Source organism: Streptomyces sp. NPDC029836 (assembly GCF_055574495.1).
The window spans coordinates 29,096-51,145 of the sequence record NZ_JBVHZI010000019.1; the positions used below are offsets into that span (position 1 = coordinate 29,096).

The window sequence follows — 22,050 nt, forward strand, 5'->3', positions numbered from 1 at the left end:
GGGTTCATCGACCCGGAGCACCCGGGGGGGAATTCGGGTCGACGATGGAGGACCACCCGTTCGGCGGCCGCGGGGGAATCGCCGAACGGGTCCGACCCACCCCCAGGAGAGCCGATGACGACGCCCGAGAACGCCTCACCGCTCGACGATGACATCAGACCGCTCGACAACCACGCCTCGGGCATCGGCAGCAAGCCGCCGGTGGACCCGTCGGCGCAGCCGCCGCTCGACGCCTCGGCCGAGGCGGGCGGCGAGGAGATCGTGACGCTGGACAACCACGCGTCCGGCACACGCCCGTAGCGGCAACGCACGGGGCACGACCGCACGACGTACGGGGGAAACGTACGGGGGGCGTGCGGAGCAAACCCCACGGGGGACGTGGGGGACGTACGGGGGAAACGTACGGGGGACGTACGGGGGACGTACGGGGGAACGGCGGCCGCGGTGGCCAGGAGGGGGACCACCGCGGCCGCCGCACGTCCATGTCCGGAACGGCGGACGGCCGACGGCGGACGGCGGACGGCGGACGGCCGAGAACCGATGCCCGCCGGCCAACACCGCCGACCGACGCCCGACCCCCACCGACCGCCCTCCCGCCGCCGCGCGGCCACGCGCCCTAAGGTGGGGGCGTGTTCACCTCACAGGGCCCGAGCCTGGGCGAACTGGCCGTGCAGGCCCTCTCCTCCGTCGAGCGCGGCTACGACCTCCTCGCGCCCAAGTTCGACGGGACGCCGTTCCGCACCCCCGACCGGATGCTCGACGCCGTCGAGGAGACGCTGGCCCGGTACGAGGGCTCCTTCGGCTCCGGGCTGGACGTCTGCTGCGGCACCGGCGCCGGCCTGCCGATGCTGCGCCGGCTGTGCCGGGACCGGGTCACGGGCATCGACCTCAGCGCGGGCATGCTGGCCGAGGCCGCGCGGGCGCACCCCGAGGGGGTGGACCTCGTACGGGCCGACGCGCTGGCGCCGCCGCGCTCGCTCGACGGCTCCTACGACCTCGCGGTGAGCTTCGGCGCCTTCGGCCACTTCCTGCCGGCCGAGCGGCCCGCCCTGTTCGCCGGCGTGCGCCGGACCCTGCGCCCCGGCGGGCTCTTCGCCTTCCCGATCGGCGCCCCGATCCCGCCGAGCTCCCCGGTGTGGTGGGCGGTCACGGGCTTCGACGCGGCGATGCGGGTGCGCAACGCCGTGTGGCGGCCACCGTTCGTCATGTACTACCGCACGTTCCCGTTCGGCCCGGTCCGCGCGGACCTGACGGCGGCGGGCTTCACCGTGGGGACGGTCCCCCTGGAGCACTTCGGGCGGCGGCCGGACGGCAGCCCGCGCCGGCGCCTGGTGCTGGCCCGGCGGCCCGCCGCGCCGGCCGGCTGATCAGCCGATCCGGTCGAAGGTGAGCCGTACCCTCTCCTGGTCGCTGACGTCGCTGCCGGTGCGCAGACGGGCCCGGTCGTTCGCGGACAGGGCGCGCCCGTAGATCCGTACGTCGTCCAGGGCGCCCGCGTAGAAGGCCTTCTGGTCGGGCTGCGTGCCGAGGTGGATGGTGAAGGCCCCGGTGGGGCGGAAGTCGAGCCTGCCGGGGGGTTGTTCGGTGACGGCGGGGGTGTCGTCGTCGACGGAGAGTTGGAGTCGACCGCCTTCGCGTTGGAAGACGACGTGGTGCCAGGCGTCGTCGTCGACGGCGTCGCGGGAAGCCACGGAGACGGGTCCGGTGCCGCCGTTGAGGGTGCCTTCCAGGCGGCCGGTCTCCGGGTCGGCCTCGATGCGGAACTGCGGGGCGTCGGGACCCTGGCCGTAGCCCCACACGAGGGGCAGGCGGGCGCCGCCGTCCCGGTCCTGGCCGCGGGTCTTGTACTTGACCCAGGTGGCGACGGCGAAGTCGCCGTCGCCGAGGCGGAGTTCGCCGGGGCAGTCGATCAGGCGCAGGAAGTCGTCCTTGCCGTCGAAGCGCATGGTCCTGCCGCCGCCGGGCCGGTTCCCGAGGCGGGGTCCGCCGTGCACGACGGCGTGGTTGCGGTACGGGGTGGCGTCGGGGGTGAGGCGCGGGGTGAGGTCCTCGGCGGCGGCGGCCAGCGCCCGCGGGGTGAAGGCGGTGAACTTGACGTAGCCGTGCGGGGTGCCGTTGGCGGTCTCGTAGAGCATGCCGATCTCGCCGGTTGGCAGCACCGCCATGTCGGAGTACCCGGCGCGTTCGCGCAGGACGACGGCCCCGTCGGTGGACCAGGTCCGCCCCTGGTCGGTGGAGGTGCGCACGGCCAGCGTCCAGCGGTCGGAGAACTCGGCGCCGGGCCGGCTGGGCGCCGACAACAGCAGCGGGCCATGCGGCAGTTGGAGGAGCGAGCCGGAGGCGGGCGGGGCGGTGAGGCCGGCGACGGGGGTGAAGCCGGGGGCCGGGAAGTCGGGCGCGGCGGGGTCCTCGACGAGGGCGGACATCCGGTGGTCGGAGGTGCCGCAGGTGGCCGTGGAGCGGGCGTTGACGTAGATCCGGCCGTCGGGGAGCTGCGTCAGGGCGGGCTCGTTGGGGGCGGGCGTGCCCTCGGGGGCGCCCCAGCGGGCGCCGGCCGCCCAGGTGAGACCGCCGTCGTCGCTGTGGAGCAGCTGGGCGCCGGATTCGTTGGACTCGGTGCGGTAGTCGGCGCTGACGACCATGCGGCCGGGCCGGTCGGGGGCGGTGGGGGTGAGTTGGATTCCGTGGCCGGGGCCGACGGAGATCCAGGCCAGGCCGGGTGCCTTCAGGTGGGGTTGGGGGTTGGGCTCGGCGCTCCAGGTCGCGCCGCCGTCGGTGCTGTGGGCCAGGCGCAGTTCGCGCGGGCCGCGGACCCGGTTGCCGGTGTCGTCGTAGGCCCAGGTGCTGTAGGCGTGCAGCAGGGAGATCCGGCCGGAGGCGGAGTCCACGACCGGGACGGGGTTGCCGTGGGCGCCGGGGTCGCCCGCGCCGCGGACGACCTCCATGGGGCCCCAGGTACGGCCGTGGTCGGTGGAGCGCTTCATGACGAGGTCGATGTCGCCGATGTCGTCGCAGCCCGCGGTGCGGGCCTCGGCGATGGCGAGCAGCGCGCCGCCCTTGGTGGTGGTGAGGGTGGGGATCCGGTAGCAGTCGTAGCCCTCGGTGAAGGCGCTGAACGGCGTGGACAGGGCGGCCGTCAGCCCGTTCCCGCGCCGCCCGGCCGGCGCGTCGTCGGCGGCGCCGCCGGGCGGTTCGGCGGGCAGGAGGACGGCGGCCACGACGGCCAGGGCGACGGCCGCCGCGGCCCCGATCGCGATCCGGACGCGGGACGCGAGGAGGAACCGTACGACGGTGGGGTGCGCGCTCACCCGTGCAGGCTAACGCGGCCGGCCGGCGGGTCCCGTCAAACGTGTTGCGGGCGCGCCCTGAGCTGGGCCTTCAGCACCTTCCCGCCGGCGTTGCGCGGGAGCTCGGTGACGAACTCCACGGCGCGGGGAACCTTGTAGTTGGCCATCTCCCGGCGGGACCAGGCGATGAGGTCCTCGGCGGTGAGGGTGGAGCCGGGCCGGCGGACCGCGTACGCCTTGCCGACCTCGCCGAGCCGGGCGTCGGGGACGCCGATCACGGCGATGTCGGCGATGTCCGGATGCAGGCCGAGGAGTTGCTCGATCTCGGCGGGGTAGGCGTTGAACCCGCCGACGATGAACATGTCCTTGATCCGGTCGGTGATGCGCAGGTTGCCCTCCGCGTCGAGGACGCCGACGTCGCCGGTGCGCAGCCAGCCCTCGGGGGTGATGGCGCGGGCGGTGCCCTCGGGGTCCTCGAAGTAGCCGCGCATGACGTGGTGGCCGCGCACCCAGACCTCGCCGGCCGTGCCCGCCGGTTCGGTGTCCCCGCCCGGTCCGACGATGCGCAGTTCGGTGCCGGGGATGGCCCGGCCCGAGGTGGCGGAGACGATCTCGGGCCGGTCGCCGCGGCGGCACATGGTGACGATGCCGCTGGCCTCGGAGAGGCCGTAGGCGGTCAGGACGGTGGCGATGCGCAGTTCGGCGCGGAGCCGTTCGACGAGTTGCAGCGGGACGACGGCCGCGCCGGTGACGACCAGGCGCAGGGCGGACAGGTCGTGGTTCTCGCGCTGCGGGTGGTCCAGCAGGGACTGGTGGAGGGTGGGCGGGCCGGGGAGCACGGAGATCCGCTCGGCGGCGACGTTGGCGAGGACGGTGTCCACGTTGAAGACGGGTTGCGGGACCATCGTGGCGCCGCGCATCAGGCAGGCGATGATCCCGGCCTTGTAGCCGAAGGTGTGGAAGAACGGGTTCACGATGAGGTAGCGGTCGCCCTCGCGGAGTCCGGCGAGTTCGCTCCACACGTCGTAGCAGCGCAGGGTCTGGGCGTGGGTGATGACGGCGCCCTTGGGGCTGCCGGTGGTGCCGGAGGTGAAGATGATGTCGGAGGGGGTGTCGGGGCGCAGCGAGGCGGCCCGCTCGCGCACCCGGGCTGCGGGGACGCCGTCGCCGGCGGTCAGGAAGTCCTTCCAGGTGCGGAAGGACTCGGGGGCGTCCTCGGCGAGGACGACGACCTGTTCCAGGTGGGGCAGGCCGGGCAGCGGTCCGGTGCCGGGGCCTTCGGCGGCGGCGCGGCGCAGGGAGGCCACGTAGGAGGTGCCGAGGAAGGTGCCGGTGACGAACAGCAGCCGGGCCCGGCTGCGCCGCAGGACGTAGGCCGCTTCGGCGCCCTTGAAGCGGGTGTTCAGCGGGACGAGGACCGCGCCCGCGGAGACGGCTCCGAGGGCGGAGACGATCCATTCCAGGGTGTTGGGCGCCCAGACGGCGACCCGGTCGCCCGGTTCGATCCCGGCGGCGAGGCAGGCGGCGGCGGCGCGTTCGACGCGGTCGCCGAGTTGCGCGTAGCTGATCCGGACGCGGCCGTCGACGACGGCCTCCTGGTCGGCGTACCGGGCGGCGGCGTCGCGCACGAGCCCCGCGACGCTGCCCCAGCGCAGGTCACCGCGGCCGTAGAGGCCGTCGGGGGCTCCTGCGTCGGGAGCACCGCCCGAGCCGGCCCGGGCGCCGGCAACCGCGTCGACCCCGGGGCCGACCCCCGCGTCAGCCCCGACACCGAGCCCCGCGTCGACCCCGCTGCCGACCCCGCCCTCGCAGCCGTTCGCGTCCATGACCTCGTGCCCGCCCTCGACCATCGCCCGCCCCTCCTCGCGACCCCATAGCTGACTATCCGTCAGATTAGCTGTAGCCTTCGCGGCTGTCAGTACTGGCGCACCCCCCGGAGGTGGCGATGGCGGCAACGCTCAAGGACGCTACGGCAATCGTCGGCATCGGCCAGACCGCCTTTGCCAAACAACTGCCGAGCACCGAAAAGGAACTGGCCTGCCGGGCCGTCCTGGCCGCGCTCGACGACGCCGGCATAGCCCCCGGCGAGGTCGACGCGTTCGCCTCCTACACGATGGAGGAGACCGACGAGGTCGAGGTCGCCAAGGCCATCGGCGCCGGCGACGTCACCTTCTTCTCCAAGGTCGGCTACGGCGGCGGCGGCTCCTGCGCCACCGTCGGACACCTCGCCGCCGCGATCGCCACCGGCCAGGCGACCGTCGGCGTCGCCTGGCGCTCCCGCAAGCGCGGCTCGGGCCCCCGCCCCTGGAAGAACACCGCCGTCCAACTGCCCACCCCCGGCCAGTGGACCCGCCCCTTCGGACTGCTGCGCCCGGCCGACGAGATCGGCATGCTGGCCCGCCGCTACATGCACGAGTACGGGGCCACCCGCGAACACCTCTTCAACGTCGCGATGGCCTGCCGCAACCGGGCCAACGAGAACCCGGCCGCCATGATGTACGAGCGCCCGCTGACCCGCGAGATGTACATGACCGCCCGCATGATCAGCGACCCGCTCTGCCTCTTCGACAACTGCCTGGAGACCGACGGCGCCCTGGCCTGCGTGATCGTCTCCGCCGAACGCGCCCGGGACTGCCGGCACAAACCCGTCTACGTCCACTCCGTCGCCCAGGGCCTGCCCGCCCAGCACCACGGAATGGTCAACTACTGGAACGACGACCCGCTGACCGGCCCCGCCTGGACCGCCGCCCGACACCTCTGGAAGCAGGCCGACTTCGGCCCGCAGGACGTGGACGTCGCCCAGATCTACGACGCCTTCACCCCGCTCATCCCGCTCTCCCTGGAGGGCTACGGCTTCTGCGGGCGCGGCGAGGGCGCCGCCTTCACCGAGGGCGGCGCCCTGGAGATGGGCGGCCGGCTGCCCATCAACACCGGCGGCGGCGGCCTCTCGGAGGCCTACGTCCACGGCTTCAACCTCATCAACGAGGGCGTCAAACAGCTGCGCGGGATCTCCACCGCCCAGGTACCGGACGCCGCGACCTGCCTGGTGACCGCCGGCGAGGGCGTCCCCACGTCCGCGGTCCTGCTGCGAGCCTGAGGAGACCCCGCCATGACCGCCACCGACGACGCACTGCTGCTCCCCGTCCCCGACGCGGACGGCGCCCCCTTCTGGGAGTACGCCGACCGCGGCGAGCTCCGCGTCCAGGCCTGCGCCGGCTGCGGCCGGCTGCGCTTCCCGCCCCGGCCGTGTTGCCCGCACTGCCAGTCCTTCGACAGCGAGTGGCGCCCGATGAGCGGACGCGGCCGGATCTGGTCCTGGGTACGGCCGCACCCGCCGCTGCTACCCGCGTACGCCGCGCAGGCCCCGTACAACGTCATCCTCGTCGAGCTCGTCGAGGATCCGCTGATCCGGCTGGCCGGGAACCTGGTGACCTCCGCCGACGCGCCCCTCGACTCGGTGGACCCGGCGCGGCTGCGCATCGGGGCCCGCGTCCAGGTCGCGTTCACGCGGACGGGCGGGATGAGCGTGCCCCGCTGGATCCTGGAGAAGCCGTGACGCCCCGGGTCGAGCGGGACGGGGACACCGGGGTCGCGGTCGTCACCCTCGACCGGGAGCACCGGCACAACGCCGTCGACCTGGGGACGGCCGCCGCGCTGACGGCGCTCTGGCGGGAGCTGCGCCACGACGAGGAGGTCCGCGCGGTGGTGCTGACCGGCGCGGGCCGCGCAGCGTTCTGCACCGGCATCGACCGCTCCGCCGAGGTGGCGCAGCCGGCGTCCCCGTACTCGCTCGACGATCCGCTGCTGGGGATCGGCCCCAAGACCTGCGACCTGTGGAAGCCGGTCGTCGCCGCCGTCAACGGGATGGCCTGCGGCGGCGCGTTCTACCTGCTCGGCGAATCGGAGTTCGTCGTCTCCTCCACCACCGCCACCTACTTCGACCCGCACACCTCGTACGGGATGGTCAGCGCCTACGAGGCCGTCTACATGGCGCAGCGGATGCCCTTCGGAGAGGTCGCCCGGATGTCCCTGATGGGCACGGCGGAACGGCTTTCCGCGCGGCGGGCCTACGAGATCGGCCTGGTCTCGGAGCTCGCGGAGCCCGAGGAACTGCTCGGGGCGGCGCTGCGGTCGGCGCGGACCCTGGCCGGGTACCCGACGGAGGCCGTGCAGGGCACCGTACGGGCCCTGTGGTCGGCGAAACGGGCCGCGCTCCAGCAGGCCCTGGACCAGGCCCCGGCCCTGATCGGCCTGGGCAACCTGCCCCCGGAGCGGCAGGCGGAACTCTTCGGGGCCCGGCGGCCCGGAGCGGAGTTCCGCCTGCGCTGATCAGCTGCGGGGACGCTTGGTGGGCTTCGCCGGCGGCTTGGTCCGCCGCTTGGAGCCGTCGTCGTCCGTGTCGGTGGCGCCGGCGCTGGGCGACGGCGAGGCGGACGACGGCACCTCGACGACCGAGGTGATCCGGCAGTCCGTCACCTCGGCGCCCCGCTGCGCGGCGACCAGGGCGATGACCAGGGTGCCGGTCCGGCGGGCCTCCAGGGTCACCGTCGCGCGGGCCGTCTCGACGAGCGCGCCGGCGGCGCCCGTCCGGTCCACGGTCACCTCGAAGGTGGCCGTGCGGTCCAGTCGGGAGGTGACCTCGACGGTCGTGGACGGCTTGCCCGCGCCGACGCAGGTGATCACCACGGCCGTCGCCGGCGTGCCGAGCGGGGACGGGGAGGCGGTCGGGCTGCTCTCGCCGCCGCTGCCGCCGCCGCTGTGGGTCTTCTTGCTCTTGGACTTGCTCTTCGAGCTGGAGCAGCCGCCCCCGCTCTTGCTCTTGCCGCCGCTTCCGCTTCCGCCGCCGCTGCCGCTGCCGCCGCTCGACGAGAATCCCGTGAGCGCCAGGACCACCGCCACGAGTACCGCGGCGAGCCTGACGCGGCTGCCCCTTCCGGTCACCATGTCGCGAACCCCTCCCTGTAGGACGGCGCGACGCTACCAGCCGCCACTTGGCGCCGGAGGGCCCGCGGCGACCCCCGACGGGCCGCCCGACGTATCGGCATTCGCCACCCCACGGCCGGAACGCCCCCCTCCGCTCTCTTCGCCACCAGCGAAGACGCCCCCGCGACCGGCCCCTGACCGGCGAATTCGTGGTTGCATCCCCGGACCGAACCCGGCGGCCGGCCGCAATTCCCCGCGTCCCTTCGGTGAGCACCGACCACCATGAGGAGCACGGCACCAGTGCGCACCATCGCCACCGAGATCGTGATCGACGCGACGCCCGAAGAAGTCTGGGCGACCCTGACCGACCTGCCCCGTTACTGCACCTGGAACCCGTACATCCGCCAGGCGTTGGGCGAGACCGTGCCGGGCGCGCGGCTCGATCTGACGTTGTACTCGCGGGGCGGGAAGCCGACGGCCTTCCACCCGACGGTCCTCGTGGTCAACCCGGCCGTGGAGTTCCGCTGGAAGGGCCGGTTCCTCATCCGCGGCCTGTTCGACCGCGAGCACTGGCTCCGGCTGTCCGAGGGCCCGGGCCGCACCACGCGCCTGGAGCACGGCGAACGCTTCGGCGGCCTGCTGGTGCCCTTCCTCGGCAAGCTCCTCGCGGACACCGCCCGCGACTTCACCGCGATGAACGACGCCCTGCGCGCCCGCGTCGAAACGGCCCGTTCCAAGTCCTGACACGGGCCCCCCGGCCCCCCGACCCCCGCCCGCCCCGTCCGGCGTGCGGGGGCCGGGACCCGGCAGTAGCGTTGCCGATCACGATGTCTACCCGGAAGGCCGGGCATGATCCGCAACGTCCTCGGTTCGCTGATGGGTCTGGCCGGCGCGGCAGCCGCCCTGTGGAGCCCGTACCGCGCCTGGTACGAAGGCCGACGGGGCCGCGACTACCGCGTCGAGGAGCTGTTCTCGGGCTCCGGCATCACCCCCGACGGGGCCGCGCTGCTGGGCTCGCTGATGCTGCCCTTCCTGTGCGCCGCCCTCCTCGCGCTGGCCGCGACCGTCCTGCGCTCGCGGCTGCTGATGGCACTCGCCGGGATCGTGGTCCTCGGCTTCGCGGTGCTGTGGATGGTCCGCCAGGGCCAGGCTGCCGGCAGCCTGTCGGTCGGCGGCGACGGTCAAGGGCTCGGTCCCGGCGTCGCCACCGCCTTCGCCGGCGGCGCGCTGATCCTGCTCGGCGCGTTCGTCATGCGCGGCCGCGTCCGCCGCGACCGGCGCCCATTGCCCCGCGACGCCGGTACGCCCGGCGCCGTCACGGGCTGGCAGGACCGGCCGGTCACCCCGCAGACCGAACCCTGGCACCCGGACGACCGCCCCCGGCGGGACCCCGGACCCCAGGACCCGGGCCCGTACGGCACGGGCCCGCAGCACCAGGGCCCGCAGCACCCGGGCCCGCAGGACCCGCGGCCCCAGTACCCCGGCCAGGGCCCCGGCCCGCAGTACCCCGACCAGGACCCCGGTCAGGGCCCCGGCCCGTACGGCCCCGGTCCGCAGGACCCGGGCCCGCGCGACCCCCGCGCGTAGGCGCCCCCGGGCTCAGGACCCCGGATCCCCGCGCCGCGTACCCGCCCCCACCGGTCCCCGGAAACGGCGGCGGCCCCGACCCCCCTCGACGGGGGGCGGGGCCGACCGGCACGGTGTGGGTCAGGCGGCGTCGACGACGCCGGAGGCCGCGATCTCGACCTTGGCCTTGGGGGCGCCGGACTGGGAGCCCAGGGCCTCGATCTGCTTGACGAGCTCCTGGCCCTCGACGACCTCGCCGAAGACGACGTGCTTGCCGTCGAGCCAGGAGGTGACGACGGTGGTGACGAAGAACTGCGAGCCGTTGGTGTTGCGGCCCGCGTTCGCCATCGACAGCAGGTACGGACGGTCGTGCTTCAGCTCGAAGTTCTCGTCGGCGAACTTCTCGCCGTAGATGCTCTTGCCGCCGGTGCCGTTGTGGTTGGTGAAGTCACCGCCCTGCAGCATGAACTGCGGGATGATGCGGTGGAAGCCGGAGCCCGCGTAGCCGTAGCCGTTCTGGCCGGTGGCCAGCTCGCGGAAGTTCTTCGCGGTCTGCGGAACGACCTTGTCGAAGAGCTCGAAGACGATGCGGCCCGCGGGCTTGTCGTTGATGTTGATGTCGAAGAAAACGTTGCTCATGGGGTCCATCCTGTCACTCCCGGTGCCGTGGGGCAGCTGGAGGGGCCACAGCCCCGCCGTCCGCGCAGGTCATCCGCCCGTACGGGTGCCCGTGCCCTTGGCCGCGTCCAGGGCGTAGACGCACCGGTCCTTGCTGCACGCGTAGACCACTCCCGCCTCCGCGACCGGGGCGCCCGTGATCTCCCCGCCGGTGGCGAGCTTCCAGCGGAGCTGGCCGCCCGCCGCGTCCAGGGTGTACAGGCAGTGGTCCGCCGAACCGAAGTGGACCCGGCCGTCCGCGACCGCCGGCGCGCCGGTGATCCCGCCGCCCGCCGCGAACCGCCACTTCGGCGTGCCGGTCACCGCGTCGAGCGTGTAGAGGGCGCTGCCGGCGCCCAGGTGGACGTTGCCGTTGGCCACGATGACCGCGTCCCCCGAGGGGCGCGGCTCGGTGGCGATGCGCCAGCGGTCCTTGCCGTTGGCCGCGTCCAGGGCGTAGACGGTGCCCAGGTAGTCGACGAGGTAGACGCCGCCCCCGGTGACCGCCGCGCCCGGCGCGAACGCCGGCGGCGCCAGGAAGACCGCCGGGGCCTCGAAGTGCCAGCGGACCCGGCCCGAGGCCCGGTCCACCGACAGGACGCGGGTGCCGGCGGCGACGTACACGTTGCCGTCGGGGGCCGGCGTGACGCGGACCGGGACGTTGCCGCAGGACGCCGCGTCGCCGACCGGGTACGACCAGGCCTCCTGGCCGGAGCGGGCGTCCAGCGCCCGCAGCCGGGCGTCCTGCCACACGTAGACGGTGCCCTCGTGCAGGACGGGGGCGGCCTCCGGGGTCTCGAAGTCGCTCTGCGCGCCGGTCAGCTCCCACAGCTTCTGGCCGTTGGAGGCCTCCCAGCCCTGGACGCCGCCGCCGCGCGTGGCGGTGATCACGGTGCCCCGGTCGGCGCGCAGCGCGTACACCCAGGCCTCGGTGGACAGCCGCCACCGCTCGGCGCCGTCGGCGGCGTCGAGCGCGTACAGGGAGGGCCCGTCGGAGGCGTGGATGCGCCCGTCGGAGACCGCCATGGACCAGGCGACGTCCCGCGTCTTGAACTGGCGGCGGCCGCTGCCGACGTCCAGCGCGTGCACCTCGAAGGAGGTGACGTACAGCAGGTCACCGGCGACGGTGGGGGTGCCCCAGACCTCGTTGGACATGCGGAAGCGCCACGGCCGCCAACGGCCGCTGTCCGGGGACGGACCGGGCGCCGGAACGGTCCCCACGGAGGACGCGGGAGACCCCGACGGCCCCGGAACGACCCCCGAGGGGGCCGGGGAGCCGTGCGGTGGGCGGACCCAGTCCGTCGCCGAGTGCGCGCCCGCGTACCCGACCGGAGCCGCCGCGGTCGCCCGCGGGCCGGGCCCGATCGGCACCGGGGAGGCGCCCAGCCGTACGGGGTCACCGGGCGCGGCCGGTACCGGCGGCCGGTCCGGGCGCGGCGGGGCGGCCTGCCCCGTCCGCGGGTCCACCCACGGGTCGGCGGCGCCGCGCGGCCTGCGGTGCGTGGCCGCGCCGGAGGCGGGCCCGGCGGCCGGAGCGCGGACCGGTCCGCGCGCGGGGACGACGGGCGCGGGCGGCGTACGGTGCCCCGCGCGCCGGGCCTCGATCATCGCGACGGCCCGCTCGGGCAGCCACGCGGACGCGGTACCGCTCTCGTCTCCGCCCTCGAAGAGGTGCGGGGCCAGCTGCGCCTGGAGGTCGGCGGGGGTGGGCCGTTGGGTGGCGTCCATCTGCATGCAGGACTCGATGAGCGGCCGCAGTTCCTCGGGCAGACCGTCCAGGTTGGGGCCCTCGCGCAGCAGCATGAACACCGTCTCGACCGGGTTCGCCCCGTGGTACGGGGGATGCCCGGTCGCGGCGAAGACGAGGGTCGAGCCCAGCGAGAAGACGTCGCTGGCGCCCTTGACGCTCCGCGAGTCCTTCGCCTGCTCCGGCGACATGTACGCGGGCGTGCCGACGGCGACGTTCGTCATGGTCAGGCGGGTGTTGGAGACCCCGCTCGCGATGCCGAAGTCGATCACGCGCGGGCCGTCCTCGACGACCAGGACGTTGGACGGCTTCAGGTCGCGGTGGACCAGGCCGGCGCCGTGGATGGACTGCAGCGCCTCCGCGATCCCGGCGGCGAGCCAGCGCACGGCCTGCGCGGGCATCGGCCCGCACTCGTTGACGATCTCCTCCAGCGAGGGCGCCGGGACGTACGCGGTCGCCAACCACGGCACCGCGGCCCGCGGATCGGCGTCGACGACGGCCGCCGTGTAGAACCCGGACACCGCGCGCGCGGCCTCGACCTCGCGCGTGAAGCGCACCCGGAACAACTGGTCCTCGGCGAGCTCGGTGCGCACCGTCTTGATCGCGACGCGCCGTCCGGACGCCGACCGCGCGAGATAGACCAGCCCCATGCCGCCGGCGCCGAGCCGTCCCAGCACCTCGAAGGGGCCGATCCGTCTCGGGTCGTGCTGCGTCAGCTGCTCCACCACTCGCCTCCACACCTCCCCGTACGGGTCCCCGCCGGACCCGTTCTTCCCTACCCGCGCGCACCGGTACGCAGGAACACGCATCGGCACGCGCACCGGCACGGCGGTCTGCCCGTGCGGCGTCCTTCGCGGGACCGCGCCCCGCCCTCGGGCACCGGCCCGCCGGGGCGGCGTCCCACTCCGTGCAGCGTCTCACCCGGCACAGCCAGGAGTCGCGCAACCTCGATTCTGTCAGGCCCGCGCCTGGTCCGGCCCCGGCTCCGGGTGGGCTTTCACACGTGGCTCCGAAAGGAGGGCGAAGACGGCCCCCTGATTGTCGGCGACGACGGCGATCCGGCCGTACGGCGTGTCGAAGGGATCGGCGGTGACCCGACCGCCGAGCCGGCGCACCGTCGCGACGCTCTGGTCGCAGTCGGGGACGGCGAAGTACACGAGGAAGTGGGCGGGCATGACCTCGGGGAAGGCGTCGGTGATCGGGCTGCGCCCCAGGACGGCGGTGTCGCTGCCGGGGACGCTCCCGGGCGGCGACCAGACGCGGTACTCGTCGCCGGTCGCGGGGTCGTCCTGGTCCTCGGCGACGTAGCCGAAGACGCGGCCGTAGAAGACGTCCACGGCGTCCCGGGCCCGGGTGTACACCTCGGACCAGCAGTAGGTGTAGGGCTCCCGCTGGGCGTCGAAGCCGTGGTGGGTGCCCGGCTGCCACAGGCCGAAGACGGCGCCACCGGGGTCGGCGGCCATCGCCGCGGTCCCGTACGGGCCGACGGGCTGCGGGTCCATGACCAGTTGGCCGCCGGCGGCGCGGATGCGGGCGGCGCAGGCGTAGGCGTCGGAGGTGTACAGGTACACGCCCCAGACGGTGGGCATGCGGCCGTCGGGCTTGGGGGCGAGGGCGGCGACGTTGCGACCGCGGCTGTAGGCCTGCGTGTAGTGGCCGTACGCGGCCCCCGCGCCGTCCCCGAAGGTCCAGCCGAAGAGCTCACCGTAGAAGCGCTTGCCCGCTTCGACGTCGGGGAGCGAGGCGTCGACCCAGCAGGGCGAGCCTTCCGCGAATGCGGCCATGAGCCGGGTCCTTCCGTTGCGCTGGGTCGTGCGGGGAGCCGGGGGTCAGGTGGCTTTTGTTGCGGTTTGCGATCTCCGTGGAGATCGCGGTGGTGCACACCTCTCCGCAATGATCCGCCCGAAAAGTTGTCCACAGCCTGTTCATAAGACTATTCGGGGGATATCCCACGGTACGGCCCGGCTCGTCCCCACAGCGGAGCCGGGCCGCTCCCGCGCGGGAGCGGCCCGCGCCCGGCCGAATTCCGCCCCCGCGGACCGCGCGCGGGCGCTCCCGCGCAGGCCGGGGGCCTCGTCACCCCATTTGCAGGCGGCCGAATAGCGCGCCCATCCCCCCTCGGTAAGCTGACGACATGACAGGACAAGTACGCACCGTCGACGGGCGTGTCGCCGGCCGGCGCGGCCAGGCGACGCGGCAGAAGCTGCTCGACTGCCTCAGCGAGATGCTCAGCTCCTCGCCGTACCGCGACGTCAAGGTGATCGACGTCGCGCGCAAGGCCGGCACCTCCCCCGCGACCTTCTACCAGTACTTCCCGGACGTCGAAGGCGCCGTCCTGGAGATCGCCGAGGAAATGGCCACGGAGGGCGCCCAGTTGACGGCGCTCGTCGAGGGCCGCAACTGGGTCGGCAAGGCCGGCTGGGCCGCCGCCGAGGAACTCGTGGAAGGGTTCCTGGAGTTCTGGCGGCGCAACGACGCGATCCTGAGGGTCGTCGACCTCGGCGCGGCCGAGGGCGACAAGCGGTTCTACAAGATCCGCATGAAGATCCTGAACTCCGTCACCAACTCCCTCACGGAGTCGATGAAGGAGCTCCAGGCCAAGGGCAAGGTCGACAAGGACCTCAGCCCGGCGGCGATGGCCGGCTCGCTGGTGGCGATGCTCGCCGCGGTCGCCTCGCACCAGAAGGGCTTCCAGACCTGGGGCGTCAAGCAGGCCGAGCTCAAGCCGAACCTGGCCCTGCTCGTCCACCTCGGCATCACCGGCAAGAAGCCCACCAAGTAGCGGCGGAACCTCCCGGGGACCGCCGGGGGCCCACCCGGGGGTCCGCCCTGCCCGACCCGCCCTTCCCCCCTGCCCTCCGACCTGGCCTGCGCTCCGACCTGGCCTGAGCTTCCGACCTGCCCGAACCTCCTGACCTGGCCTGCGCTTCCGACCTGCCCGAACCTCCTGACCTGCCCCACCCTCCTGACCTGCCCGAACCTCCCGACCCCGCGACCTGGCGGCTTCGACGGTTGCGACGGCTCCGACCTCTTGGACCGTCTTCCGTACAGGCCCGCCCCCGCCGGCGCTCCCGTCAGCGCCGCTCCAGACGGAAAAGCCTGATCTCGCGGTCGATGCGCGCCTGGTACGTCGCGTACGGCGGCCAGAACTTCAGGACCGCCTGCCACGCCGCCGCGCGCTCCGCCCCCTCCAGCAACCGGGCCCGTACGGCGACGTCCCGCCCCTGCCAGTTCACGTCCGCGTCAGGATGCCTGAGCAGGTTCCCGGTCCAGGCCGGGTGGCCGGGGCGGCCGAAGTTGGAACCGATCAACAACCAGCTCGTCCCCCCGTCCTGCGGCATGCACGCGAGCGGCGTGGTGCGCGGTTCGCCGCTCTTCGCGCCCTTCGCGGTGAGGATCACGCCCGGCAGCATCCGCGCACTGAGCAGCACCTTGCCGCGGGTCAGCCGGTGCACCGCCTTGTCCAGCGCGGGAATGAAGTGCGGTGCGATCCTGGCGAACAGCATGGTCGAGGAGACCTTCTGCATCAGCTTCACGCCGACGCCCTGAGCCACTGCCATCAGACGGCCGCCTTCTCCGGTTCGGTGGGGGTGGTGGTGGGGGTGGTGGTCGCGCCCGTTCCGGCGGGCGGTGCGAACAGGCCCGAGGTGTGCGCCGCGTGCGCCCGCAGCCGGTGGACCGGACCGAAGAGCAGTTCGTCGGCCGCCGCCCGCTTGAAGTACAGGTGGGCGTCGTGCTCCCAGGTGAAGCCGATCCCGCCGTGCAGCTGGATGCCCTCGCCCGCCGCCACCCGCAGCGCCTCCAGCGCCTGCGCGAGCGCCAGCGGGCCCTGCTCCGGGTCCCAGGCCGCGTAGTAGGCCGCGGAACGGGCCGCCTGGACCCGTACGTACAGGTCGGCGAGCCGGTGCTTGACGGCCTGGAAGGACCCGACGGCCCTGCCGAACTGCTCGCGCCGGCGTACGTAGTCCACCGTGCGGGCCAGCGCCTGGTCCGCCGCCCCGACCGCCTCGGCCGCCAGGACCGTGGCGGCGGTGCGCCCCGTCGCGGCGAGCGCGGACAGCACGCCGCCCTCCCCGTCCGCGTCCCCGAGCAGCTCGGCGGGCACGTCGCGCAGTTGGATCCGGCCCTGCGGCCGGGTCTCGTCGAGGGTGGTCTGCCGGGACCGTACGAGGCCGGGCGCGTCCTCCCGTACGAGGAACAGCAGGGTCCGGCTCCGGGCGAACCCGCCGGTGTGCGCCGCGACCAGGAGCAGGCCCGCGCTGTGGCCGTCCAGGACCTGCGCGACCTCCCCGTAGAGCCGCCACCCGTCGGGGGCGGCGGCCGTGTCGGCGCGGGCCTGCACCCCGCCGGCCCGGCCGCCGCCGGCCCACTCCCCGGGGGTGTTGTCGCCGGTCAGCGCGAGCGCGGTGGCCAGCGCGGGACCCGGGACGGCGAGCGCGGCGCCCAGCTCCCCGGAGGCCAGCGCGGGCAGCAGCGCGGAGCGCTGGGCGGCGGTGCCGAGGGCGGTGACCAGGGGCGCCGCCAGTACGGCGGTCGCCAGCAGCGGCGAGGGCAGCAGCGCCCGCCCGGTCTCCTCGCAGGCGAGCGCCAGGTCGGCGGGGGTGCACCCGACGCCCCCGTACTCCTCGGCGACGGCGATGCCCGGCAGGCCGAGCTGCCGGGCGAGCCGCTGCCACAGCTCGCGGTCGTGTCCGGCGGCGGTGCGGGCGGCGGCCTTGACCTCGTCCGGGCCGCAGTGTTTGCCCAGGATCTCGCGCAGGGTGCGGCGCATCTCGTCCTGCTCCGCGGTGAAGGCGGCGTCCATCGTCGGGCTCCTCCCCGTATCTGACGGGCCGTCATGTTAGGGCGACGGCGTCGAGATGCACAGGGGTGGGCGACGGGGGGTTCGGCGGGGAGGTGGGGACGGGGACGAGGGGCGGGGTGTGCGGACGGGGTGTGCGGGCGGGGTGTGCGGGCGGGGTGTGCGGGCGGGGTGTGCGGCCGGGGTGTGCGGCCGGTCCCGCGGGTCAGCCGCGGCCGCGCCGCCGGACCGCCTCGGCGCCGGCGAGGAGGACGCAGCCGACGAAGGTCATGAGCGCGTAGCCGAGGACCTCGTGACCGGCGGGAATGAGGTGCCGGGTGAACCCCAGGAAGCGGATGAAACCGAACCACTCGTGCAGCAGCCCCGTGGCGCCCGCCACCAGCAGGGCGCCGCCGGGCACACCCAGCACCCCGGACCAACCGCCGGAGGAGGTCGAGGGGGACGAGGAGGACGAGGAGGAAGTCATGCGCCGACCGTAGCCACCCCGGAACGCCGCCCGCGTCAGCCGTACGTCGCGGACGGGCGCGACGAAAGAGAACAGGAGGGGGGTGGAGTCGCGGGGGACCGGGGGGCGGAGGCCGGGGGCCGGGGGTGCGGGGTGCGGAGGCCGGGGGCCGGGGTGCGGGAGGCCGGGGGCCAGGGGCCGGGGTGCGGGAGGCCGGGGGCCGGGGGTGCGGAGGCCGGGCGTCCGGAGCGGATCGGGGCGGACCGGGCGGTCGCGGCCGTCCGCCGTCCGGCGTCCGGCATCCGGTGTCCGGCATCCGGCATCCGGCATCCGGCGTCCGGCATCCGGCGTCCGGCGTCTGGCGTCTGACGTGCCGTCAGATATACCGTCGCCTCATGCCTGGACCGTCTGGACCACCCCGACTCCCCTCCTCCCCCACGCCCCGCCGCCGGGTCGCGGTCGTCGGCGTCGCACTCTCCGACTGCGGCCGGGTCGACGGCCCGACCCCGTACGCCCTCCACGCGCAGGCCGCCCGCAGGGCGCTGGCCGACTCCGGCCTGGACCGCTCCGTCATCGACGGCTTCGCCTCCGCCGGCCTCGGCACCCTCGCCCCGGTCGAGGTCGCCGAGTACCTCGGCCTGCGCCCGACCTGGGTCGACTCCACCTCGGTCGGCGGCTCCACCTGGGAGGTCATGGCCGCCCACGCGGCGGACGCCATCGCCGCCGGCCACGCCAACGCCGTGCTCCTCGTCTACGGATCCACCGCCCGCGCCGACATCAAGGCCCGCCGCCGCACCGCGAACCTCTCCTTCGGGGCCCGCGGCCCCCTCCAGTTCGAGGTCCCGTACGGGCACACGCTGATCTCCAAGTACGCGATGGCCGCCCGCCGGCACATGCACGAGTACGGGACCACCCTGGAACAGCTCGCCTCCGTCGCCGTCCAGGCCCGCGCGAACGCCGCGACCAACCCCGACGCGATGTTCCGCACCCCGCTGACCGTGGACGAGGTCCTGTCGTCCGAGATGATCGCGGACCCCTTCACGAAGCTGAACTGCTGCATCCGCTCGGACGGCGGCTGCGCCGTGCTCCTGGCCGCCGAGGACTACGTACCGGACACGGCGAAGGCCCCGGTCTGGGTGCTGGGCGCCGGAACCTCCGTCTCGCACACGACCATGTCCGAGTGGGAGGACTTCACCGTCTCCCCCGCCGCCGTCTCGGGCCGCCTCGCCTTCGCCCGCGCGGGCCTCACTCCGGCCGATGTGGACCTCGCCGAGATCTACGACGCCTTCACGTACATGACCCTGGTGACCCTGGAGGACCTCGGCTTCTGCGCCAAGGGCGAAGGCGGAGCCTTCGTCGAGAAGGGCCGCCTGCTCCGGGAGGGCGACCTCCCGGTCAACACGGACGGCGGCGGCCTGTCGGCCTGCCACCCGGGCATGCGCGGCCTGTTCCTCCTGGTCGAAGCGGTACGCCAACTGCGAGGCGAATCGGGCCCCGGCCAGGTCCGCAGACGCGACGGCCACCTCCCGGAGGTGGCCCTCGCCTCGGGCACGGGAGGCTGGTTCTGCTCCTCGGGAACGGTGATCCTGGGGCGGGGGTGAGGGGGCCGGGCCCAAGTCAGCGGAACCGGAGCGGGTTCGGCGGCTTCCCACCGGCCTCATCGTCTCCCAGCGCCGCGCCGGCCCCTCAGTGACGTGACGAGGGGCCGGGCAGAAGGGTCAGCCCTTCAGCATGCCGACACGCTGGGCCCGCTCGCGCAGATCTCGGACCGCGCGGACGGTGCTGCGGGGGCGCAGCCGGAGGTCATCACCCGCCACGATCCGGCCCGCCCACCCGCTCCCCGGGCCGGTCCTACCGGTCCGGAGAGGGTAAAAGGTTCTGCACACACCCGCCTGCCGGGCGTGGAGAGGTGCTGTGACGTGCCCGTATGCCCTACCGGCCGGCGCCCTCCCCTCGCCCCGCCCCTGGGGGACCCGCCCCTGCCGCTTCTGCCCCGTGACCGTTCTTTTGGGGGACACCCCAAACCCCTCCCTGATCCCGATCAAGGACACCCCGCACACCCCCACCCCCGCCCTAACCTGGTCCCATGACCAGCGACTTCCACGAGACCCTGCACTCCCTGCGGGTGTGGGACACCCCGCTTCCCCGCTTCGACGCCGAGGCCGCGCCGGACGAGCCCCTGCCCCTGTTCCGGGACTGGTTCGTCGGGGCCGCGCGGGCCGGGCAGCCCGAGCCGCACACGATGAGCCTGGCCACGGTGGACGCCGACGGGCGGCCCGACGTACGGACCCTGATGCTGCACGAGGCCGACGACCGGGGCTGGCACTTCGCGTCGCACGCCACCAGCGCCAAGGGGGTCCAGCTGGCGGCCCACCCGGAGGCCGCCCTCGGGTTCTACTGGCCGCTGGTGGGCCGGCAGGTCCGCGTCCGGGGCCCGGTCACGGCCTGCGGGCCCGAGGAGAGCCGGGCGGACCTGGCGGTCCGCTCGCGCGGGGCGCTGGCCGCCGCGCTCACCGGGCGGCAGAGCGAAGTGCTCGCCTCCACCGCCGAGTTGGCGCGGGTCTCGGCGGAGTCCTGGGAGCGGGCCGGTACGGATCCGGACGCGCCCGCACCGACCTGGACCCGGTACGTCCTGACCCCGACGGAGGTGGAGTTCTTCCAGGGTGACGCCGCCCGCCGCCACACCCGCCTGCGCTACCGCCGTCCCACCGACGGCACGGGCTGGGTACGCGAACTGCTCTGGCCGTAGCCCGGACGCCCCCGTCACCCCGGCCGGCGACGCCCAAGCCCCCCGCCTCTACCCTTCGCCGCATGAACGCCCCGGCCCTCGACCCCGACGACCTGGACCGGCGCACCCGGCTGCACGCGGGTTGCGTACCGCCCGACCTGGTCGCGTACCTCCTGGACCACGGACACGCCGACACGGTCCGGGAGTTGGCGTTGGACGGCGAGTGGTTCTGCGCCCGCGCCCGGGCGCGGCTCCTCGGCGCCGAGGGGCGGCAGGACGAGGCGCGCTCCGTGCTGGCCCCGTACGTCGCGACCGGCTGGTGGACGGCCGTCGCGGAGGCCGCCGGGCTGCTCGGCGCGTGGGGTCGCGTCGCGGAGGCCCTGGACCTCGTACGCCCCCGCGCGGCGGCCGGGGAGCACCCCGCGCTACGGGACTTCGCGCTGCTGCTGGCCCGCGCCGGCCGGGCCGAGGAGGCGTACGAGCTGCTGCGCCCGCACGTGGCGGAGCGGCTCCTCGCGGGGCCGCTGGTGGAGGTGAGCGCCGGACTCGGTCGGGACGAGGAGGTGGCGGCCCTGCTGGCGGACCGCATCGCGCCGGGCCGCGCCTGCGCGGCCTGCGGCGACACGGAGTGCGGGGCCCCGTACGTCGAGCCGCCCGACGCGCCGGCGTTGCTGGCGGCGGTCCGGGAGCGGCAGGGCCGGACCGACGAGGCGGTGGCGCTGCTGCGCGCGCACGGGCCCGGCGCGGGGACGGTCAACGGCCGGGATCCGCTGGCCGGGTTGTTGGCCCGGCTGGGTCGGACGGCGGAGCTGCGGGCGTACGCGGCGCAGGAACCCGGCGGGAACGCGGAACGGTTCCTCGCGCGGTGGTTGGAGGAACGCGGGGACGTGGCGGGGGCGGTCGAGGTGTACCGCCCGTCGGCGGCGGCCTCCTCGCACGCCGCTCTGCGGCTGGCGGAGCTGCTCGTCCGGCACGGGCGGGGTGAGGAGGCGATCGACGTCCTGGCGGCGCTGCCCGCCGCGCGGGGCGGGCACTCGGACTGCGTCCTCGACGCCCTGTGCACGCTGTACGTCGACCGGGGCCGCGCCGAGGAGGGGCTGGCCCGCTTCGCGGGCATCGTGGATCCGCCCGACTGCGAGGAGTGGGACCTGCTGCGGATGCGAGCCGCGCTCCTCGCGGCCTGCGGCCGCGTGGACCAGGCGGTGGCGGAGCTCCGGGCGCACCCGGAGGGCGGCAGTACGTACGCGGCGGAGGTCGTGGCCGGGCTGCTGGCCGGCGCCGGCCGGCCGGAGGAGGCCGTGGCCGTCCTGGATCCGGGCGACCCGGACCTCCGCAAGCCCCTCGCGGAGCTGCTCATGGCGTTGGGCCGGATCGGGGAGGCCGTGGCGGTGCTCCGTAGGCCGCTACCGGCCCCGCCCCCGCCCACCGTCTACCGCGAGGCCCCGCCGTGGTGACCGGCGCCGCCACCGGAGCCCTCGTCCCCGTCCCCACCCGCCGGCTCGAAGACCGGTACCCGTACGTCCTCGGTCGCCTCCCGGAACGTGACCCGGAGCGGCATGCCGATGCGGAGGTCCTCGTGCGCGCAGGCGACGACCTCGGTCATCATCCGGGGGCCCTCGGCGAGGTCGACGACGGCGGCCACGTACGGAACGCGGCCGCCGAAGGGGGGCAGGTCGTTGCGGTGGATCACGGACCAGGTGTAGAGGGTGGCGTTCCCGCTCGCCTCCTGCCAGGTGACGCGGTCCTCGCCGGCCCAGCAGGAGGGGCAGAACTCGCGCGGGTAGTGGTGGTGGCGTCCGCAGTCGGCACAGTGGCGCAGCAGCAGGCGGCCGGAGGCGGCGGCGTCCCAGTAGGGCCGGGTGAACTCGTCCACCTCGGGCAGGTCATGACGGACGG

Annotated in this window: 21 protein-coding genes; 11 read left to right on the forward strand and 10 right to left on the reverse strand. The window is 74.7% G+C overall.

Translation table 11 applies throughout. From position 1 onward, the window contains the following. The first annotated feature begins 114 nt into the window (after window positions 1-114). Both ACZ4XJ_RS33275 and ACZ4XJ_RS33280 read left to right on the forward strand, forming a co-directional pair. Complete coding sequence (locus tag ACZ4XJ_RS33275) at window positions 115-300, forward strand: hypothetical protein (RefSeq protein ID WP_468498340.1); 186 nt, start codon at window positions 115-117, stop codon at window positions 298-300. 329 nt (window positions 301-629) lie between these two features. Next, window positions 630-1,367, forward strand: coding sequence for a class I SAM-dependent DNA methyltransferase (locus ACZ4XJ_RS33280; RefSeq protein ID WP_468498341.1), 738 nt, complete (start codon window positions 630-632; stop codon window positions 1,365-1,367). Here ACZ4XJ_RS33280 and ACZ4XJ_RS33285 read toward each other — a convergent pair whose 3' ends face one another. Both ACZ4XJ_RS33285 and ACZ4XJ_RS33290 read right to left on the reverse strand, forming a co-directional pair. Beyond that, on the reverse strand, window positions 1,368-3,308 hold the full coding sequence (locus tag ACZ4XJ_RS33285) for an exo-alpha-sialidase (RefSeq protein WP_468498342.1): 1,941 nt from the start codon (window positions 3,306-3,308) through the stop codon (window positions 1,368-1,370). Window positions 3,309-3,343: 35 nt separating this feature from the next. Then, window positions 3,344-5,137, reverse strand: a complete 1,794-nt coding sequence (locus ACZ4XJ_RS33290; RefSeq protein ID WP_468498343.1) for a FadD3 family acyl-CoA ligase — start codon at window positions 5,135-5,137, stop codon at window positions 3,344-3,346. Between the two features lie 95 nt (window positions 5,138-5,232). Here ACZ4XJ_RS33290 and ACZ4XJ_RS33295 point away from each other — a divergent pair, with 95 nt between their 5' ends. Genes ACZ4XJ_RS33295 through ACZ4XJ_RS33305 form a run of 3 tightly spaced genes read left to right on the forward strand, consistent with a single transcriptional unit; the run spans window position 5,233 to window position 7,616 of the window. Beyond that, window positions 5,233-6,384: a lipid-transfer protein gene (locus ACZ4XJ_RS33295; protein WP_384001234.1), complete on the forward strand. Its 1,152-nt coding sequence runs from the start codon at window positions 5,233-5,235 to the stop codon at window positions 6,382-6,384. A gap of 12 nt (window positions 6,385-6,396) precedes the next feature. Continuing rightward, window positions 6,397-6,843, forward strand: coding sequence for a Zn-ribbon domain-containing OB-fold protein (locus ACZ4XJ_RS33300; protein WP_362879430.1), 447 nt, complete (start codon window positions 6,397-6,399; stop codon window positions 6,841-6,843). Next, on the forward strand, window positions 6,840-7,616 hold the full coding sequence (locus ACZ4XJ_RS33305) for an enoyl-CoA hydratase/isomerase family protein (protein WP_468498344.1): 777 nt from the start codon (window positions 6,840-6,842) through the stop codon (window positions 7,614-7,616). The genes ACZ4XJ_RS33300 and ACZ4XJ_RS33305 overlap by 4 nt, the downstream gene beginning before the upstream one ends. On the opposite strand, the gene ACZ4XJ_RS33310 is transcribed toward ACZ4XJ_RS33305, so the two are convergent. Next, complete coding sequence (locus ACZ4XJ_RS33310; RefSeq protein WP_468498345.1) at window positions 7,617-8,231, reverse strand: hypothetical protein; 615 nt, start codon at window positions 8,229-8,231, stop codon at window positions 7,617-7,619. A 279-nt stretch (window positions 8,232-8,510) separates the two neighbouring features. On the opposite strand from ACZ4XJ_RS33310, the gene ACZ4XJ_RS33315 reads away from it, so the two are divergent. Together ACZ4XJ_RS33315 and ACZ4XJ_RS33320 are read left to right on the forward strand one after the other, a co-directional pair. After that, entirely contained in the window at window positions 8,511-8,954 is a 444-nt protein-coding gene (locus ACZ4XJ_RS33315) for an SRPBCC family protein (protein WP_468498346.1), read from the forward strand. A 105-nt stretch (window positions 8,955-9,059) separates the two neighbouring features. Further along, on the forward strand, window positions 9,060-9,797 hold the full coding sequence (locus ACZ4XJ_RS33320; protein ID WP_468498347.1) for a hypothetical protein: 738 nt from the start codon (window positions 9,060-9,062) through the stop codon (window positions 9,795-9,797). A gap of 120 nt (window positions 9,798-9,917) precedes the next feature. On the opposite strand, the gene ACZ4XJ_RS33325 is transcribed toward ACZ4XJ_RS33320, so the two are convergent. From ACZ4XJ_RS33325 to ACZ4XJ_RS33335, 3 genes are all read right to left on the reverse strand, one after another. Beyond that, window positions 9,918-10,415: a peptidylprolyl isomerase gene (locus tag ACZ4XJ_RS33325; protein WP_362879437.1), complete on the reverse strand. Its 498-nt coding sequence runs from the start codon at window positions 10,413-10,415 to the stop codon at window positions 9,918-9,920. 69 nt (window positions 10,416-10,484) lie between these two features. After that, window positions 10,485-12,908 carry a protein serine/threonine kinase AfsK gene (gene afsK / locus ACZ4XJ_RS33330; RefSeq protein ID WP_362879439.1) on the reverse strand — a complete coding sequence of 808 codons (2,424 nt, stop codon included), beginning with the start codon at window positions 12,906-12,908 and terminating at the stop codon, window positions 10,485-10,487. Window positions 12,909-13,136: 228 nt separating this feature from the next. Beyond that, complete coding sequence (locus tag ACZ4XJ_RS33335; RefSeq protein WP_362879440.1) at window positions 13,137-13,964, reverse strand: VOC family protein; 828 nt, start codon at window positions 13,962-13,964, stop codon at window positions 13,137-13,139. A 350-nt stretch (window positions 13,965-14,314) separates the two neighbouring features. On the opposite strand from ACZ4XJ_RS33335, the gene ACZ4XJ_RS33340 reads away from it, so the two are divergent. Then, window positions 14,315-14,962: a TetR family transcriptional regulator gene (locus ACZ4XJ_RS33340; protein WP_281208757.1), complete on the forward strand. Its 648-nt coding sequence runs from the start codon at window positions 14,315-14,317 to the stop codon at window positions 14,960-14,962. A 292-nt stretch (window positions 14,963-15,254) separates the two neighbouring features. On the opposite strand, the gene ACZ4XJ_RS33345 is transcribed toward ACZ4XJ_RS33340, so the two are convergent. The 3 genes from ACZ4XJ_RS33345 to ACZ4XJ_RS33355 all read right to left on the reverse strand — a co-directional run bounded on the left by ACZ4XJ_RS33345 (window position 15,255) and on the right by ACZ4XJ_RS33355 (window position 17,447). Then, complete coding sequence (locus tag ACZ4XJ_RS33345) at window positions 15,255-15,740, reverse strand: nitroreductase family deazaflavin-dependent oxidoreductase (protein WP_362879442.1); 486 nt, start codon at window positions 15,738-15,740, stop codon at window positions 15,255-15,257. Then, window positions 15,740-16,984, reverse strand: a complete 1,245-nt coding sequence (locus ACZ4XJ_RS33350; protein ID WP_468498348.1) for an acyl-CoA dehydrogenase family protein — start codon at window positions 16,982-16,984, stop codon at window positions 15,740-15,742. The genes ACZ4XJ_RS33345 and ACZ4XJ_RS33350 overlap by 1 nt, the downstream gene beginning before the upstream one ends. Before the next feature lie 202 nt (window positions 16,985-17,186). Then, window positions 17,187-17,447 carry a hypothetical protein gene (locus tag ACZ4XJ_RS33355; RefSeq protein WP_468498349.1) on the reverse strand — a complete coding sequence of 87 codons (261 nt, stop codon included), beginning with the start codon at window positions 17,445-17,447 and terminating at the stop codon, window positions 17,187-17,189. A gap of 374 nt (window positions 17,448-17,821) precedes the next feature. Between ACZ4XJ_RS33355 and ACZ4XJ_RS33360 the strand changes: the two genes are divergently transcribed. The 3 genes from ACZ4XJ_RS33360 to ACZ4XJ_RS33370 all read left to right on the forward strand — a co-directional run bounded on the left by ACZ4XJ_RS33360 (window position 17,822) and on the right by ACZ4XJ_RS33370 (window position 21,608). Beyond that, window positions 17,822-19,027, forward strand: a complete 1,206-nt coding sequence (locus tag ACZ4XJ_RS33360) for a thiolase C-terminal domain-containing protein (RefSeq protein ID WP_468498350.1) — start codon at window positions 17,822-17,824, stop codon at window positions 19,025-19,027. A gap of 485 nt (window positions 19,028-19,512) precedes the next feature. Then, window positions 19,513-20,175, forward strand: a complete 663-nt coding sequence (locus ACZ4XJ_RS33365; RefSeq protein WP_362879448.1) for a pyridoxine/pyridoxamine 5'-phosphate oxidase — start codon at window positions 19,513-19,515, stop codon at window positions 20,173-20,175. A gap of 62 nt (window positions 20,176-20,237) precedes the next feature. Next, on the forward strand, window positions 20,238-21,608 hold the full coding sequence (locus ACZ4XJ_RS33370) for a tetratricopeptide repeat protein (protein ID WP_468498351.1): 1,371 nt from the start codon (window positions 20,238-20,240) through the stop codon (window positions 21,606-21,608). Here the strand turns inward: ACZ4XJ_RS33370 and ACZ4XJ_RS33375 are convergent. Continuing rightward, window positions 21,584-22,036 carry a Zn-ribbon domain-containing OB-fold protein gene (locus ACZ4XJ_RS33375; RefSeq protein WP_362879522.1) on the reverse strand — a complete coding sequence of 151 codons (453 nt, stop codon included), beginning with the start codon at window positions 22,034-22,036 and terminating at the stop codon, window positions 21,584-21,586. The two genes, ACZ4XJ_RS33370 and ACZ4XJ_RS33375, sit on opposite strands and share 25 nt — an antisense overlap. Between the last annotated feature and the right edge of the window lie 14 nt (window positions 22,037-22,050).